This is a genomic window from Streptomyces sp. NBC_00726 (assembly GCF_045161735.1).
GTDB lineage: Bacteria > Actinomycetota > Actinomycetes > Streptomycetales > Streptomycetaceae > Streptomyces.
The window spans coordinates 2,085,737-2,102,039 of record NZ_CP108983.1; the positions used below are offsets into that span (position 1 = coordinate 2,085,737).

At 72.2% G+C, this 16,303-nt stretch carries 14 protein-coding genes; 2 read left to right on the forward strand and 12 right to left on the reverse strand.

All coding sequences use genetic code 11. The features are described 5' to 3' along the window. The first annotated feature begins 100 nt into the window (after positions 1-100). On the forward strand, positions 101-526 hold the full coding sequence (locus OG338_RS09185; protein ID WP_405936846.1) for a gamma-glutamylcyclotransferase family protein: 426 nt from the start codon (positions 101-103) through the stop codon (positions 524-526). On the opposite strand, the gene OG338_RS09190 is transcribed toward OG338_RS09185, so the two are convergent. From OG338_RS09190 to gntD, 5 genes are all read right to left on the reverse strand, one after another. After that, the gene (locus OG338_RS09190) at positions 519-1,796 is read right to left on the reverse strand and encodes an ATP-grasp domain-containing protein (protein ID WP_405936847.1); all 1,278 of its coding nucleotides are present in this window, start codon (positions 1,794-1,796) and stop codon (positions 519-521) included. The genes OG338_RS09185 and OG338_RS09190 overlap by 8 nt on opposite strands. 4 nt (positions 1,797-1,800) lie before the next feature. After that, on the reverse strand, positions 1,801-2,859 hold the full coding sequence (locus tag OG338_RS09195; RefSeq protein ID WP_405936848.1) for a diiron oxygenase: 1,059 nt from the start codon (positions 2,857-2,859) through the stop codon (positions 1,801-1,803). A gap of 128 nt (positions 2,860-2,987) precedes the next feature. Further along, on the reverse strand, positions 2,988-3,926 hold the full coding sequence (locus OG338_RS09200) for an LLM class flavin-dependent oxidoreductase (RefSeq protein ID WP_405936849.1): 939 nt from the start codon (positions 3,924-3,926) through the stop codon (positions 2,988-2,990). Between the two features lie 29 nt (positions 3,927-3,955). After that, positions 3,956-4,585, reverse strand: coding sequence for a LysE/ArgO family amino acid transporter (locus OG338_RS09205; protein ID WP_405936850.1), 630 nt, complete (start codon positions 4,583-4,585; stop codon positions 3,956-3,958). 3 nt (positions 4,586-4,588) lie between these two features. Next, positions 4,589-5,608, reverse strand: coding sequence for a guanitoxin biosynthesis L-enduracididine beta-hydroxylase GntD (gntD, locus tag OG338_RS09210; RefSeq protein WP_405936851.1), 1,020 nt, complete (start codon positions 5,606-5,608; stop codon positions 4,589-4,591). A gap of 268 nt (positions 5,609-5,876) precedes the next feature. Between gntD and OG338_RS09215 the strand changes: the two genes are divergently transcribed. Next, positions 5,877-8,834: a BTAD domain-containing putative transcriptional regulator gene (locus tag OG338_RS09215; RefSeq protein ID WP_405936852.1), complete on the forward strand. Its 2,958-nt coding sequence runs from the start codon at positions 5,877-5,879 to the stop codon at positions 8,832-8,834. Here the strand turns inward: OG338_RS09215 and OG338_RS09220 are convergent. The 7 genes from OG338_RS09220 to OG338_RS09250 form a co-directional block, all read right to left on the reverse strand. Further along, positions 8,797-8,994, reverse strand: a complete 198-nt coding sequence (locus OG338_RS09220) for a DUF397 domain-containing protein (protein WP_405936853.1) — start codon at positions 8,992-8,994, stop codon at positions 8,797-8,799. The two genes, OG338_RS09215 and OG338_RS09220, sit on opposite strands and share 38 nt — an antisense overlap. Positions 8,995-9,029: 35 nt before the next feature. Continuing rightward, the gene (locus OG338_RS09225; protein ID WP_405936854.1) at positions 9,030-9,608 is read right to left on the reverse strand and encodes a hypothetical protein; all 579 of its coding nucleotides are present in this window, start codon (positions 9,606-9,608) and stop codon (positions 9,030-9,032) included. Positions 9,609-9,664: 56 nt separating this feature from the next. Then, on the reverse strand, positions 9,665-10,696 hold the full coding sequence (locus OG338_RS09230) for a LacI family DNA-binding transcriptional regulator (protein WP_405936855.1): 1,032 nt from the start codon (positions 10,694-10,696) through the stop codon (positions 9,665-9,667). 244 nt (positions 10,697-10,940) lie between these two features. Further along, the gene (locus OG338_RS09235) at positions 10,941-12,407 is read right to left on the reverse strand and encodes a GH1 family beta-glucosidase (RefSeq protein WP_405936856.1); all 1,467 of its coding nucleotides are present in this window, start codon (positions 12,405-12,407) and stop codon (positions 10,941-10,943) included. A gap of 121 nt (positions 12,408-12,528) precedes the next feature. Beyond that, positions 12,529-13,449 carry a carbohydrate ABC transporter permease gene (locus OG338_RS09240; RefSeq protein ID WP_405936857.1) on the reverse strand — a complete coding sequence of 307 codons (921 nt, stop codon included), beginning with the start codon at positions 13,447-13,449 and terminating at the stop codon, positions 12,529-12,531. Between the two features lie 16 nt (positions 13,450-13,465). Next, the gene (locus OG338_RS09245) at positions 13,466-14,464 is read right to left on the reverse strand and encodes a carbohydrate ABC transporter permease (RefSeq protein ID WP_405936858.1); all 999 of its coding nucleotides are present in this window, start codon (positions 14,462-14,464) and stop codon (positions 13,466-13,468) included. Positions 14,465-14,628: 164 nt separating this feature from the next. After that, complete coding sequence (locus OG338_RS09250; protein WP_405936859.1) at positions 14,629-15,954, reverse strand: ABC transporter substrate-binding protein; 1,326 nt, start codon at positions 15,952-15,954, stop codon at positions 14,629-14,631. Between the last annotated feature and the right edge of the window lie 349 nt (positions 15,955-16,303).

Below are 16,303 nucleotides of genomic sequence, written 5' to 3' on the forward strand. Positions count from 1 at the left end.
GCCTCTCGTTGCCGGTGGCGGGGGTGGTGGGAGGGAGCGGCGGACGGGGCGCATAGGCTCCGCCGGGAATGCGCAGACCCCTGAGGGAGGATTCGCCGCGATGAGCGTCCCGATCGCCGACCCGTTGTTCGTGTACGGCAGCCTCACCTTTCGGGAGGTGCAGGAAGCGCTGCTCGGGCGGGTGCCGGACGCCCGTCCGGCGGCCGTCGCGGGCTGGCGCAACGCCGCCCTGCGGGCCCGCCCCTTCCCCGGTCTGGTGGCCGGTGCGGGCCGGGTCCCCGGGTCCCTGCTGACCGGCCTGGACGCGGACGAACGGGCCCTGCTCGACGCGTACGAGGGCCCGATGTACGAGGGCCGGACGGTGCCGCTGGAGGGCGGCGGGCAGGCGTGGACGTACGTCTGCGTCGACCACGGCCTGGTGCTGGACGAGGACTGGGACCGGGAGCGTTTCGGGACCGAGCTGCTGGCCTCGTACACCGCCGGCTGTGTCCGCTGGCTGAACTCCCGCGCCCGCCACGTCAGCTGACCCGGACATCGACCGAGGCGATCAGCGCGTCGGCCAGCGGGGCGGCCTCGTGCGGCCGTTCCGTGCCGACGATGATCATTCCGTGCCGGTCGCCGTTGGACGCGCCGGCACCGACCTCGTCCCCGGCCGCCAGGGTGCTCGCGGCCGCCAGCACCGACGGGTGGGCGGCCACCGCGTCCCATCCGGAGACCCGCTCCACGGTGCCGGGCGGCGGTACGAGGAAGCGCACGGCCGCTCCGCGCCGGGGGGCGCCGGGCAGTTCGGCCGGGCGGCCCAGCAGGTCGTCCAGCCAGCTCCCGTACAGCTCGAAGCCGGGATGGCACCATTCGAGCAGTGCGTGGATGCCGTCCCCGCCCTGGCGTACGTGCACCTCGCCGAGGACCACGCCCTGCCCGGTCAGCCAGCACTCGACGTGGAACGGTCCGGTGGTGAGGCCGAGCGCGGTCAGGGCGCGGACGACCTCGTCGGCGATCTCCTCGCGCAGCGCCTCGGGCAGCGGAGCCGGCACGGTGTGCCCGGACTCCACGAAGGAGCCGGCGGACAGCTGCTTCTCGGTCACCGCGAGGACGGTGGGCCGGCCGCCGGTGAACAGCCCCTCGACGCTGTACTCCGGCCCCTCGACGTACGACTCGACCAGGACCAGCCCTTCGTCGTCCCGGGCCGCTTCGAAGGCCGGCGCCAGCTGGGCCTCCTCGGTGACCAGGCGTACGCCTTCGCTGTTGCACCGGTCGCGCGGCTTGACGATCACGGGCGCGCCCCCTCGGGACGAGAGGAACCCGGCCGCCTCGGCCGGTTCGGAGCAGAGCCGCAGTTCGGGCTGGGCGAACCCGGCCGCGCGCAGGAACTCCCGGCAGGCGTCCTTGCCGCGGACCCTGCGCACCGCCGCCGGCGCGTTGCCGCGCAGGCCCAGGGCGGCGGCCGTCTCGGCGACCGCGACGACCGCGTATTCGCGGAAGCCGACCACCGCGTCGACCGGGTGGTGCGCGGCGTAGGCGGTGGCCCACGCCACGCAGGCGGCCGGGTCGGTGAAGTCCAGCGGGTGCGCCTCGTCGGCGGCGTCGGCCAGCTCCGGGCAGGCGCGGAGGGCGGCCGCGGTGTCGGTGAGCACGATCCGGCAGCCCCTGGCGCGGAACTGCCGCATCGAGCGCTCGCTGATGTCGCGTCCGTCGGCGGCCCGGACCGGGGCGGTGCCGCCCAGCACGAGGACGGTGGGCGCGGCCGGTGCCGCGGTCTCCGCGGGGGTTTCCGCGGGGGTTTCGTTCAGGGGCATGTCGTCACACCAACTCGTAGTTCTCGAAGGCTGCTTGTACTTCCGGCTCGTCCAGGGCGCCCAGCTGGGCGAGATAGCGGACGGTCTGCCGGGCGGAGTTCCGGGAGGCCGCGCGGACCAGGTCCTCGGGAAAGACCTCGGCGAGGATCTGCTCGGTGGCGTCGCGCCCGATGCCGTAGCCGGCCAGTTCCGCGCGCAGGGCGGGGAGGTCCGGGCGGAGGAAGGCGTCGATCATCCGTGGCACGAGGAGCGCCACATCGCGCCGTGCGGCCCGGTCCGACTGGGCCCACAACTCCTTGAGGAACAGGGCGAAGTAGGTGTGGTGGCGGCCCTCGTCGGCCGCGTGGTCCTGGACGACGTCCCGGACCGTCGGCACCACCCGGGGGTCGTCCGGCACCTCGCCGAGGGTGCCGGAGATCAGCGTCTCCGACACAATGACGAAGACCAGCTCGGCCAGCGCCGCCGGCTCGGTGCCGTTCTGCTGGATCTCGGCGAGCCGGGTGAGGAAGTACGGCTCCCGGGGCAGCCGCGGGGCGATGCCCGTACGCCGCTCCGCCTGCCGCATCAGATCGGCGGAGAACAGGGCGTGATACGCCTCGTCGCAGTAGACGCGGTACGCGTCGAAGCGCATGTCCGGATGCAGCCGGAGTCCCACCGTGCCCTGGGCGATGCCGAGGGCGGTCCGGTTGACCACGACCTGCTCCAGCTTCGCGGTGAAGTCCAGGTACCGGTACAGGTGCTGGACGAGCACCTGCTCGTACAGCTCGGGGCGCAGCCCGCGCACCAGCTCGTGCCGGGCCAGCGGCACCAGGTCGGGCGAGAAGAAGTACAGGCCGTCCGTCTCGGCGGGCAGTTCGCGCCGGGGCGCGGAGCGGACGGCTGCGCGCTTGTCCCAGCTGCGGAAGGGGCTGCGGTAGGCGTCGGCGGAGTCCGCCGCGCCAAAGGACGCGTCGCCCGGGCCGGCGGACGCATCGCCTCCGGGCGCGGGGGTGCGGGACAGCAGCCGCTTGGGGCAGTAACTGACCGCCGTACAGCCCACGAAGAGGCCGACGATGCCACACATGGCGGGTCCCCTCAGCCGGTGATGGTCGGACACGGGGGCAGGTCTCCGCTCGCCACGGGCGGGCGCAACGGGCTCATGGTCATGATTCGTCCTTCACACGCGTTCGCGTTCATGGGCATCGCCGGGTGTCACAGGTACGGCAGGACCTCGGTGTTGAGCAGTTCGACCGACTCCATCGCCGCCGCGAACGGCCCGCCCGGGCTGTGCACGCGCAGGATGACCTCGGTCGCGCGCAGCCGCTCCGTCCAGGCGCGCAGGATGCGCAGGCAGTCGTCCGGGTCGCCGATCACCAGACGGTCGCGGGTCAGCCCGGCCAGCGGGGGATCGAGCCCGGCCGCGGTCCCGGTGCCGGTGCCCGGGGCGAGGCCCCGGTCCAGGGCCCGGGCCACGGCCGTCACCCGGTCGGGGGCGCAGACCACCTCGCGGATCAGGGCCACTTCGGTGTGCGGTGGCAGTCCCGCCCCGGCGCGCAGGGACCGGACCAGGTCCGTCCTGGCGGCCGCGGCGGTCATCGTCGCCGGCGCCCCGGTCAGCCAGCCGTCGCCGGTCAGGGCCGCCTCGGGCACCGGCAGTCCGTCGTCCGCCGAGACCCACACCCGGGGCCGGGGGCGCTGCGCCGGCCGCACCGTGAGCCGGGAGACCTCGGTCCCGGGCCGGCTGGGTCCGGCGTCCTCCCCCGCCCAGAGCCGGGCGATGGTGCCGAGGTCCCGGGCGGCCCGGCTGCCGCCGGCCCGGCCCTCCAGCGCGGCGGCGAAGACCAGCCGGCCCCCGCTCAGCGCGTCGGCGACGGCATACGCCTCGGCCGTCCGCACGACGTCCCGCAGGTCCGCCATGCGCACCCCGGCCACCAGCCGCATGTCCCCGGACACCGCGGACACCCGGCTGAGCAGCGGCAGCGGCGTGGCCGCGGCCCCGTCCCGGTCCTCGGCGGACTGCCCCACGAAGACCGAGTCCCAGCCGGCCGCCCGTACCGCCGCCACCAGGGCCAGCTGTTCGTCCAGCGCGGCCGGCCGACCGGCGCCCGCCGGGTCCCGGAAGGTGAGGTCCACCCCCGTACGCAGGGCCACCGCCCTCTCGCTCCCTCTCACGGTCCCGGCTACCAGCCGCCGGGAATCGCCTGGCGCAGCAGCATCAGGGCGAAGAAGACCATCACCGCGGACGAGACCCAGGAGATGACCCGCTGCACGCGCGGCGTCAGCCACTTCCGTACGGCCACCGCCGCGCCGCCCAGCACGCTGAACCAGAACAGGGAGGCCAGGACCGCCCCGCAGGCGAACCAGAGGCGGTCGGTGCCCGCCCGGGTGACCGCCATGGCGCCGAGCACACCGATCGTGTCGAGCAGGGCGTGCGGGTTGAGCAGCGAGACCGCGGCGGCCCGCAGGACCACCGTCCCCCACCGCCCCGTCCCGTCGTCGGTGCCGGGTTGCAGCACACTGCTCGCCGACCGGACGTTCTGCGCGGCGAGGTAGAACAGGAACAGCGAGCCCGCGACGACGAGGACCGTCCGGAGCAGGTGGTTCGCCTGAAAGACGGCGCCCACCCCCAGCGCCCCGACGGAGATCATCAGGGCGTCGCAGACGGTGGTCGCCAGCGTGGCGTAGAACACCCGGGGGTATCCGAGCGAAAGGCCCTGCTGGATGATGAAGAGGTTCTGCGCCCCGATCGGCATGATCAGGCCGAACCCCAGCAGCATCCCGGCGAGCAGTTGGGACAGCGTGCCGGACATGGGTCAGCCGATCTTCCGGGACGAACTCGACGCGCGCAGCCCGCGGGAGGCCCGCAGGTCGCGGGAGACCACGATCTTCTTCAGCCAGCGGTCGGTGCCGTCGAACCGGGCCTTGAACGCCCTCCGGCCGTGCACCGCGCGGAAGTTGTCGACGATCAGCAGGCTGCCCTGGCCGACCACCACGTCCTGCTGGGCCGCGTCCAGCTCCGCGATCAGCTCCTTGAGCGCCAGCTCGGCCGGCTGGTCGCCCTCCGCGCAGCGCATGAAGTAGGGGTCGATCCGCAGATAGGGGTCGTCGGGTGCGCCGAAGAGCACCGCGACGGGCCTCGGGTTGTCCCGCAGCTCCCGCATGCGCGCCAGCCCGGGGTGGTCCGGGTCGACGGCGGCCAGCTGATGCAGATGCTCGTCGTCGGGGAGGATGTGGAACCGCTCCTGGGACAGGATCTCCCGGCGCTCGTCGGACAGTTCGACGTCCTGCACCGAGGCGAGGGTGGTCGGGACTCCGGTGTGGTTACGGGCCCCGAACAGCATCAGGTAGTCGCAGCGGTTGGGGTGGAAGCCGTCCTCGGTGTGCCACTCCAGCAGCACCTGCCCGTGACCGCTCTGCTCGCTCTCCTCGCCCTGCATGGGCAGCACGTTCTGGATCATGCGCCCGCCCTGGAGCGTCGACCAGGTGAACGGCTCGCCCATGGCCATGGCCACCAGCGCCAGGAAGCACTCCTCGCGCCAGCCCTGTCCGCTCGCCGCCGCCGTGCGCCAGTCGGCGGGCGTCGGCCCGATCCGCGTGTCGTCCACGGGCAGGCCGTGGACGAGGGCGGCGGCCGTGGACTCGCCGGACCTGAACTCGTGGAGGAATCGGCGCAGCCCGTCCGGCAGGGCCGCCACCAGCTCCCAGGAGCGTGCGTAGAAGGACTCCGCGCCCGGGTCGGCCCCCAGCTCCATCACGTTGTCGATCAGTGCGTCGATGGCCCGGATCTCGGCCAGGCCGAGTGTGTAGCCGGCCGGAAGATCTTTGCGGCTCATGCGGTTCCCCCCATGGAACGGACGGTGAACGGGCTTTCGCACAGCACCCGTTCGCGGACGGTCCGACTCTGCGACAGGGCCGTCTCATGTCCGTGTCACCTGGATGACGGCCTGCCAGGCGAGGTGAGATTCCGCAGGTGGGCGGGGTGGGGCGGCGGGCTCAGCAGTTGAGACGGCCTTTGCCGGAAGATCGTGTTCTGCGACACTCGACCGATCGCCCTCCCGGACGGCTGCCGTGAGGGCCGGCTGGCATACCGGGGGAGCCGCAGTGACCTTCGAGAGCGGCGGTGGAGCCGGGCAGCGCACGAGCGGCGCCGGGAACACCCTGGCGAGCGGCCTGCGGATCGGCATCCTCGGCCCGCTCCAGGTGCTGGCGGACGGCGCGCCGCTCGCCGCCCCGCAGGGCCGGCAGCGGAACCTGCTGGCCGCACTGCTGCTCAGCCCCGACCGGGTCCTGTCGCACGACGACCTCGTGGACCTGGTCTGGGACGGCACACCCCCGCAGGACGCCCGCGGCGCCCTGCGTACGTGTGTGATGCGGCTCAGGCGCTCACTGGGCAGCCGGTGGGCCGACCGCATCATCACCCACGACTCCGGCTACCAGGTCCGGGCCGGCGCCGGCGAGGTCGACTGGCTCGCCCACCGGGAGCACCGCCAGAAGGCCGCCCGGGCCGTCCGGGAGCAGGACTGGGCGGCGGTCCTGGAGCAGCTGGACGCGGCGCTCGCGCTCTGGCGGGGACCCGCGCTCGTGGACGTACCCTCGCAGCGGCTGCGCGAGGCGCACCTCGGCCACCTGGAGGAATCGCACGCGCAGGCCCTGGAATGGCGTTACGAGGCGCTGCTCGGCCTGCACCGGCACAGCGAAGTCACCCTGGACATCCAGCAGTCGATCGGCCGGTATCCGCTACGGGAGAACTTCCGGGCGCAGTTGATGCTCGCGCTGTGCCGCGGCGACCGGGAGGCGGAGGCGCTGGCCGCGTACCAGCAGGCGCGGCGGGTCCTCGTGGACGAGCTGGGCACCGAGCCTTCGGGCCGGCTGCGGGAGATCCACCAGAAGATACTCACCGGGACGCTGACACCGGCCCCGGCCGCCGCTCCCGCCGTACGGGCCGGCGCCCCGGTCCCCGCGCGGAGCCGGGGCGAAGGCGCCGTACGAAGGCTGCCGCTGCCCTCACGCAATTTCGTCGGCCGGTCCGCGGAGCTGACCGCGCTGGACGCACTGGGGCAGGGGCCGGTCGCCGACGGCCGGCCCGGCGAGGGCCTGATCGTCATCACCGGCCCCGGCGGTATCGGCAAGACGAGCCTCGCGCTGAGCTGGGCGCACCGCCAGGCCGGTACGTCCCCGGAGCGCTTCCCCGACGGCCGGCTGCTGGTCAATCTCCACGGCTTCGACCCGGTGGTGCCCGCGCTCGCCCCGCTGGAGGCGCTGGGCCGGCTGCTGACCATGCTCGGCGTCGTCGGCGAGGCCATGCCGAACGGCCTGGACAGCCGTATCCGCATGTACCGCGACCTGATGGCCCAGCGGTCCGTCCTGGTCATCCTCGACAACGCGGTGGACGCCGAGCAGGTCCGCCCGCTGCTGCCGAACTCGCCGGACGCGCTGGTCCTGGTGACCAGCAGACACCAGCTGCCCGGCCTGGTGGTCACGGAGGGGGCCGGGGTGCTGGCCCTCGGGCTGCTGGACGCGGGCGACAGCCTCGCCCTGCTGGAACGGATGCTCGGCCCCGCCCGTATCCGCGAGGAGCCCGAAGCGGCGGACCGGCTGGCGGACATCTGCGGCCGGATGCCCCTCACCACGTGCATCGCGGGCGCCCGGGCCCTGCTGGAGCCGGCCCTCTCGCTCGCGGACCTGTGCCGCGAGCTCCAGGAGGAGCCCGATCCGCTGGAACGCTTCGAGACCGGCGACCAGGACTCCAGCCTCCGCCGCATCCTGGACGGCTCCTACGCCCGGCTCGCCCCGGCCGCGGCCTCCGTGTACCGGCTGCTGGGCGTTCACCACGGCTCCCACATCACGCTCGGGGCCGTCGCCCATATGACCGGGGTCAGCCTGCCCGAGGCCAGGAAGGTGCTCAGCGAACTCGTCCGCTGCTCGCTGCTCACGATCGGCTCGGCCAACCTCTACACCATGCACGACATCGTGCGCGCCCACGCGGCCGAGCGGGCCCATGCCACGGACCCCGCCGCCGCGCGGACGGCCGCCCGGCACCGGCTCTTCGACCACTATCTGAGCTCGGCCGAGGCGGCGGCATCCCTCATCGACCCGTTCCGCGCCTTCCACCCCTCCCCCTCGGGCCCGGAGCCGCTGCCCGGCGAGTTCGGTACCCCGGGGCAGGCCGCCACCTGGTTCGACACCCATGGCCCGGTCCTCCTCACGATGATCGACAACTGTGCCCAGGACGGCACCGCCGAGCGGGCCTGGCTGCTCCTGGAACGTATGTCGCCCTACCTCTCCCGCAACGGCAACTGGCGCGAACAGGCCCGTGGCGCCCAGTGCGTGCTGGCCGCCACCGGGCATCTGCCCGAGCACACCGGGACCGCCTTCGCCGAGCTGGAGTGCGGCTGCGCGCTGGACCGGCTGGGCGAGGACGAGGCGGCCCTGCGCCACCTCGGCCGGGCCCTGCGGCTCTACCGCGCGCGGGGGGACAGCCTCGGCGAGGCCCGGGCCAGGCTCGGCCTGACCCGGTTCTTCGGCCGCCGCCGCGACGCACCGGCCTGCCGGGAGCACGCGGCCCACGCCCTCGCCGGATTCGAGCGCGACCAGGACACCAACGGGCGGGCCGAGGTGCTCAACGCGCTCGGCTGGTACGGCATCGGCTTCGGTGAACCGGAGGCGTCGATCGCGCCCTGCGAAGAGGCCCTGAGCCTGTACCGGTCCGTGGGCAACGCCTTCGGAGAGGCCGATACGTGGGACACCCTGGCCCACGCCGGCGAACTGCTCGGAGACTTCACCGAGGCGCTGCGCTGCTACCGGAACGCCATCGCCCTGGACAACCGGCTCGACCGGGTCGGACACCGCGTCAACCGGGCCGACACCCTGCTCAGATACGGCGACCTCAGCGAGGCGACGGGCCACGGGGACCAGGCGCTGGAGGCATGGCGGTCCGCCGCCGCGGTGCTGGCCCCGGTCGAACACCCGCTGGTCGCACGGGTGCGGTCCCGGCTGGCGGCCGGCGCGGCGGCCCGGCCGGTCAGCCCTGTGCCGTCAGCCGCTCCACGGAGCCGGTGAACGCCGACCACGCGTCCCGTGCGAAGGCGAGCGCGGGGCGGGCCGGGGTCTTGGAGTCGCGCAGGCGGACCGCCGCCGCGGGGCCCGGGGGCAGGGCCACCTCGACGCAGTCGGGGCCCGCCGAGTCGCAGTAGCTGGACCTGGTCCAGTGCAGGGGCATGGTTCCTCCGCCAGTCCGTGGGTCGGCGACGTACCTCACATCGCGTGGTGGCCATCGGGCCGGTGAACCGGGAATGCCGAGACACCGAGCTCCCGGCGCATAGTCTGCCGCACCTCGTACAAACCCTCCGAGGCGCTTTCCAGCCGTTCCCGGATGTCCTCCAGGGACTCGTCGGCCGCCTCCCCCCGCTCGTGCCGGCCGAGCAGGGCGTGGATGCGGTGCAGTTGGTGCACGACGCCGCCCGCGACGGACAGCACGCCGTCGCTGATCACCATCTGCGCCTCGGCGTACACATCGCGCAGGACCTGGCGGGGCTCCTCGCGCTCCCGGGCCTGTCCGGGGCGCACCTCTCCGGCGGCGAGGGCGAAGTAGTCCTTCGACAGGACGCCGTGGAACTGCCGCAGGCGCTGGTTGAACACCGCGTAGGCGGCCCGCCGTACGGCCAGGGCCTCGCGGCGTTCGTCCGCCAGCAGCTCCTCCCGCCGCAGCCGCTCCGCACGGTCGAGCTCCACCGTCTTGGCGCGCAGGGCGCCGCGGTGCGCCATCACACCGGACACCAGGGTGCCCGCCACGCCCACCACGGCGACGATCAGAGCGGTCAGAGAAGGGTCCACGCCTCCGAAACTACTCGAAGTGCCGTCCGGGCAGACCGAGTTGCGGCAACCCGGTGTCACGAGGAGTCGCGCACCACCAGCTCGGTCGGCAGCACGATCTGCGCCCGGTCCGCGTTCTCCCCGGCGATCATGTCGAGCAGGACCCGGGTCATCGTGCGGCCCATCTCCTCGATCGGCTGGCGCACGCTGGTGAGGGCCGGGTCCATGTGGCGGGCCACGGCCGAGTCGTCGAAGCCGATCAGGGCGACGTCGTCCGGGATGCGGCGGCCGGCCTCGCGCAGGACCTGGCGGGCACCGGCGGCCATCACGTCGGAGGCGGCGAAGACCGCGTCCACGTCCGGGCGGCGGGCGAGCAGGTCGCGCATGGCCCGGGCGCCGCCCTCCTCGGAGAAGTCGGCGGGGGCGATCAGCCGCTCGTCGGGCTCCAGGCCCGCGTCGCGGACGGCCTGGCGGTAGCCGTCCAGGCGGCTCTGGGAGGCGTAGACGTCGAGCCGGCCGGTGATCGTGGCGATGGAGCGGCGGCCGCGCGACGCGAGGTGTTCCACGGCGCCGCGGGCGCCCTCGAAGTTGTCCGAGTCGACGGATGACAGGGTCTCGGCGGCGGATCTGCGGCCGTTCATCACGGCGGGCATGCCGAGCTGTTCCAGCAGGTCGGGCAGCGGGTCGTCGGCGTGTACGGAGACCAGCAGCACACCGTCCACGCGGTGCGCGGTGAGGTACTGCGCGAGCCGGCGGCGCTCGCGGTCGCTGCCGACGAGGGTGAGCAGCAGCTGCATCTCCGTGTCGGCGAGGGCGGCGCCGACCCCGCGCACGATGTCGGAGAAGTACGGCTCCGCGAAGAAGCGGCTCTCCGACTCGGGCACGACGAGCGCGATGGCGTCCGTCCGGTTGCCGGCGAGTGCGCGGGCCGCGCGGTTGGGCACGTAACCCAGCTCGGCGACGGCGGCCTCGACCGCCTCCCTGGTGTGGGCGCTGACCCGGGGCGACCCGTTGATGACGCGCGAGGCCGTGCCCCGCCCGACGCCCGCCCGCGCCGCCACCTCTTCGAGCGTGGGCCGGCCCCCGCTCCGTACTCGCGCTGCCGTCATGGCTGCCTCCCGTTCGCGGTCAATTTCTCACAGTCGGATAACCAAACCAAGTCCTGGCGTTGGTTCCCTTGACACTCTGCGGGACCGGTCGGCCGCTCCCCCGCCCCTTTTTATGGGAGCGCTCCCACTCTACGCGCGTGGTCAAGCGGAACGCACAGGCCGGGGGGGGCGAACGGGCCGAGACCCGGCACCGGGTGCCGGGTCTCGGGGGAGGCTGCGGTACGGACGGGGCGCACCGCGGCGGTCAGCCGGCGTCCTCCAGCGGCGGGAGGGCGTGGCGGCGGATCACGTCGGCGTACCAGTGGGCGCTGGCCTTCGGGATGCGGCGCTGGGACGCGTAGTCCACGTACACCGCGCCGAACCGCTTCGAATAGCCGTACGCCCACTCGAAGTTGTCCATCAGCGACCAGAGGAAGTAGCCGCGCACGTCCGCGCCGTCGGCCACCGCGCGCCGCACGGCGTCGAGGTGGCCGTGCAGGTAGGCGATGCGCTCGGGGTCCTGGACCCGGCCCTCGGGCGAGACGTAGTCGTCGAAGGCGGCGCCGTTCTCGGTGACCATGAGCGGGATGCCGGGGTGCTCACGGGCGACGTCCATGAGCAGGTTGTAGAGCCCGTTGGGGTCGATCGACCAGTTCATGGCGGTGGTCGGCTTGCCGTCGGCGAGGTGGAAGGCGACGTGCTCGGAGCCGGGCCACGGGGAGTAGTCGCTGGCGCCGTGGCCGTCGTTGCGGGTGTCGCCGGCGCCCTCGGCGGGCGTGGAGACCAGGGTCGGCGTGTAGTAGTTGATGCCGAGCACGTCGACCGGGCGCGCGATGGCCTCCAGGTCGCCGTCCCGGACCAGCTTCGACCAGTCCACCACGTGCGCGGTGTCCGCGAGCAGGTCCTCCGGGTAGGCGCCGTGCAGCATCGGGCCGGTGAAGACCCGGTTGCCGACCGCGTCGATGCGGCGGGCGGCGTCCACGTCCTCGGGGCTCGGCGTCAGCGGGCGGACCTGGTGGAGGTTGAGGGTGACCGAGGTCTGCGCGGCAGCGGGGAGTTGACCGCGCAGAACCTCGATCGCCCGGCCATGGGCGAGATTGAGGTGGTGGGCCGCCCGCAGGGCGGAGGCGGGCTCGGTGCGGCCGGGGGCGTGCACCCCGGAGCCGTAGCCGAGGAAGGCCGAGCACCACGGCTCGTTGAGGGTGGTCCACGTACCGACGCGGTCGCCGAGTGCGCCCGCCATGATCTCGGCGTAGTCCGCGAACCGCTCGGCGGTGGCGCGCTCCGGCCAGCCGCCCGCGTCCTCCAGCTCCTGGGGCAGGTCCCAGTGGTAGAGGGTGGCGACGGGCGTGATGCCGGCTTCGAGCAGCTCGTCGACCAGCTTGCGGTAGAAGTCGAGCCCGCGCTCCACGGCCGGGCCGCGGCCGGTGGGCTGGACCCGGGACCAGGAGACGGAGAAGCGGTACGCCTTCAGCCCCAGCTGCTTCATCAGGGCCACGTCGTCGCGGTAGCGGTGGTAGTGGTCGGCGGCGATGTCGCCGGTGTCGCCGTTGCGGACCTTGCCGGGGGTGCGGCTGAAGGTGTCCCAGATGGAGGGCGTGCGCCCGTCCTCGGCGGCGGCACCCTCGACCTGGTAGGCGGCGGTGGCCGCTCCCCAGACGAAGCCCGTCGGAAAGGTGGTGGTGGCCTCGGGCACCGGCTTCGGGGCGATGTCAGGTCGTACAGCAGTCATGCGGGAGCGCTCCCAGGGGTGTGAAGGACAGGGGCGTTGACGGGTGGGGCTACCGGGCCCGTACGGTCCACGGGGCGGGCGGGACCGTACGGCTCCGTGACACAGCAGCGGCGAGCGGGGGTCAGCCCTTGACGGCGCCGGACATGATGCCGCCGACGATCTGCTTGCCGAAGATCACGAACACCACGAGCAGCGGCAGGGTGCTGATCAGCGCGCCGGCCATCACGATGCTGGTGTCGGGGGTGTACGAGGCGCTGAGCTGGCCGAGCGCCACCTGAAGGGTGGGGTTCTGCTGGTTCAGGGCGAGGTAGGGCCAGAAGAAGTCGTTCCACGCCTGGACGAAGGTGAGCATGCCGAGCACCATCATCGCGGGGCGGGCCACCGGCAGCACCACGCTCAGCACGATGCGGAAGTTGTTCGCGCCGTCGATCTTGGCGGCCTCGATCAGCTCGTACGGCAGCGCCTCCATCAGGTACTGGCGCATGAAGAACACCCCGAAGGCGCTGACCAGGGTCGGGAAGATCACCGACTGAAGGTTCCCGCCCCAGCCGAGGTCGGCCATCATCATGAACAGCGGGACGACGCTGAGCTGCGGCGGGATCGTCAGGGTGAGGATGACGCCGGTCATCAGGGCGCCCCGGCCGCGGAAGCGCATCTTGGCGAAGGCGTAGCCGGCCAGGGTGCAGAAGAAGAGCGTCGCCGCGGTGATGCAGCCGGCCACGATGACGCTGTTGACGATCGCCTTGCCCAGGTGGGCCTGGGTCCAGGCGGCGTCCAGGTTGTGGAAGAGGCGGCCGCCCGGCAGGAACGGCGGGGTGGTGGCCAGCACCTCGTCCTGGGTGTGGGACGCGGCCACGAGGGTCCAGTACAACGGCAGCAGCGAGCCGATGCCGATCACGGCCAGCGCGACGTAGGCGAACGGGCCGCCCTTCAACTGCTGCCCGGCACCGGGCTTGAAGCGGCTGGGCCGCTTGGGCGCGCGGTGGACGGAACGCGCCGGGAGGCCGGGCTCCGCGACTTGGGTGGGGCTGGTGATGGTCATTGGATATCGCTCCCGGTCAGACCGCGGATTTGCGTACGAAGCGGCCGATGAGCCAGTTGACCGCGGCGATGATCAGCAGGAGGGCGAGCATCGCCCAGGCCACTGCGGCGGCCGGACCGAGGTGCCCCAGATTCCAGCCGTAGTTGTAGAGGTAGACGCTGAGGGTCTCGTACTGATTCTCGTTGCCGCCGGTCGCGCCGAGCGTGCCGCCCTCCAGCAGCAGGGGCTCACCGAACAGCTGCATGGAGCCGATGGTCGAGATGACGATCGTGAAGAGGATCGTGGGCCGCAGCGACGGGATGGTCACCTTGCGGAACTGCTGCCAGCGCGAGGCGCCGTCCAGCGAGGCCGCCTCGTACAGGTCGGACGGCACGGCCTGCATCGCGGCGAGGTAGATCAGCGCGTTGTAGCCGGTCCAGCGCCAGATCACGATGACCGCGATGGCGATCTTGGACGTCCAGTGGCCGTTGGCCCAGTTGGTGTCGCCGAGACCGACGAAGTGCAGCACCCAGTTGAGCAGACCGCCGTCGGCCCGGAAGACCAGGGCGAAGACGAGGGCGGCGGAGGCCACCGAGGTGGCGTACGGGGTGAGGATCACCGTGCGCCAGAAGGTGCTGGCCCGCAGCTTGTAGTTGAGCAGGTGCGCCAGGCCGAGCGCGACGAGCAGCTGCGGGACGACCGAGATGACACCGATCAGGAAGGTGTTGCTGACGGCCGTCCAGAACTCGGAGTCGTGCAGGATGCGGTCGAAGTTGTCCCAGCCGACCCATTCCATCTGGTCGAGGCCGGTCATCTCGACCCGGTGCAGCGCGATCCAGCCGGTGTAGACCAGCGGGTAGAGCCCGAAGGCCCCGAAGACGAGGAAGAACGGGGCTATGTAGGCGTACGGCGACGCCTTGTCGTCGAACCGCCAGAGCCGGCTCCGCCACGTCTGCCGGCGGGAGTTCACCGGTTTGTGCTGGGAGCCGCGGGGTGGCGGCGCGTATGCGTCCCGGGTGGGAGTCGAGGTGGCCACGAGCGGGAGTCCTTCCCTGGATTGCTTGGGTTACCCGGGTACGGGATGGCTGGGCCGTCGCGCCGCACCCCTCAGGAACACGCGGGTGCGGGCGGCCCGGGGTGGGGCCGCCCGCGCCCGGGCGGGTCCGGCAGGTCAGGAGGCCGGACACGCCCTGGCGAACGTCAGCCGATGGCCTTGTCGATCGACTTGGTCGCGGCCTCCCACGCCTTGTCCGGGGCGGTGCCTCGCTGCTCCATGTTGTTGATCTGGGTGGAGATGGTGTCCTTGATGATGCCGTCCTTCGGGCCGAGCACCGTCTCGGGGATGGACTTGGCCTCGTCGGCGTAGATCTGGCCGATCGGGGCGTCGTTGAAGTACGGCAGGGTCGCGTTCTTCACGTCCGGCAGGTCGTACGCGCCCTTGTTGGACGGGAACGAACCGATCGCCTTGAAGACGGCGGCCTGCTGCTCGGGGGCGGTCAGCCACTTGACGAGCTTGCTGGCCTCGTCGACGTGCTTGCCGGCCTTCGGGACGCCGAGGAAGGAGCCGCCCCAGTTGGCCGCGGTGGAGCCGGGGGCGGTGGTGATGTCCCACTTGCCCTTGTTGCCGTCACCGGCGTTCACCGAGATCTGGCCGGCCATCCAGGCGGGGCAGGCCACGGTGGCGATGGTGCCCTTGCGCAGGGCGGCCTTCCACGGGTCGTTGAACTGGGCGAGGCCCTGGGTCAGCTTCTTGTCGGCGGCCTCGGCCGCCAGGTTCCAGCCCTGCTGCACGCTGGGGCTGTCCTTGTAGATCGGCTTGCCGCTCTCGTCGTAGTACTGCTTCGCGCTGGAGCTGACGACGGCGTTGTACATGGCGCTGGCGGAGTCCATGTAGAAGGTGCCCGCGGGGGCCTTCTTCTTGTACTCCTCGCCGAGCTTGAGGTAGTCCTCCCAGCCGCCGGAGATCTTGGCGGCGACCTCCTTGCGGTCGGTCGGCAGACCGGCCTTCTTGAACAGCTCGGTGTTGTAGCAGAGCGACATCGGGCCGATGTCGGTCCCCGCGCCGATCACCTTGCCGTCGGGCGTGGTGGCCTGCTTCTCCTTCCAGGACACCCACTCGTTGACGTCGATGACCTTGCTCAGGTCGGCGAACTGGTCCGCCTTGGTGTCGACGAGCTCCTTGATGCGGCCGACCTCAAGACCCTGGACGTCGGCGAGGCCGCTGCCCGAGTTCAGCTGCTGGAGCAGCTTGGGGTAGTAGACCTTCTCATCGGCGGTGGTGTCTTCCTTCACCGTGATGTTCGGGTGCAGCTCGTGGTACTTGGCGAAGAGACCGGCTTCCTTGTAGCCGAACTGGCCGAAGTCGGCGACGGTCAGCGTGATCTTCCCGTTCGCGTCGGAGGACTCGTTCGAGTCGGAGTCGTCACTGCTACAGCCGGTCAGCAGCAGCGCCGACGCGGTCAGGCCCGTGGTGGCCAGGACCGCGACTCTGCGGCCGCGGCCGGCGACGGTGCGGGTGATACGCATTCCACTACTCCTTGTTCCAGGGTGGGACTGGCTCACTGCGTGGCATACGCGCTGGTGAGTGCGGGTGCCGGATGGGTTTGGGGGGAGTACACGGGCAGTGCCGTTCACCCGGGGAAAACCCCGTGCGATGTGGGAGCGCTCCCATGCGTCGATGTCGGAAGATTGCTGCCTCCGGGGGGTGGGTGTCAAGAGTTGAAGACGCTTCCGTTGCGCGAGCGTGTCCTGCAAGTCACGAGACCGTGTCCGGCCGAAGGCTTGCCAAAGCGGTGCGCCGCGTTGCGGCGTGGCTCGCGTTTTTGAATTCCCGCAGGTGGGGGGCGGGTTGACAGTTGATCTTGGCTGAGCCCCG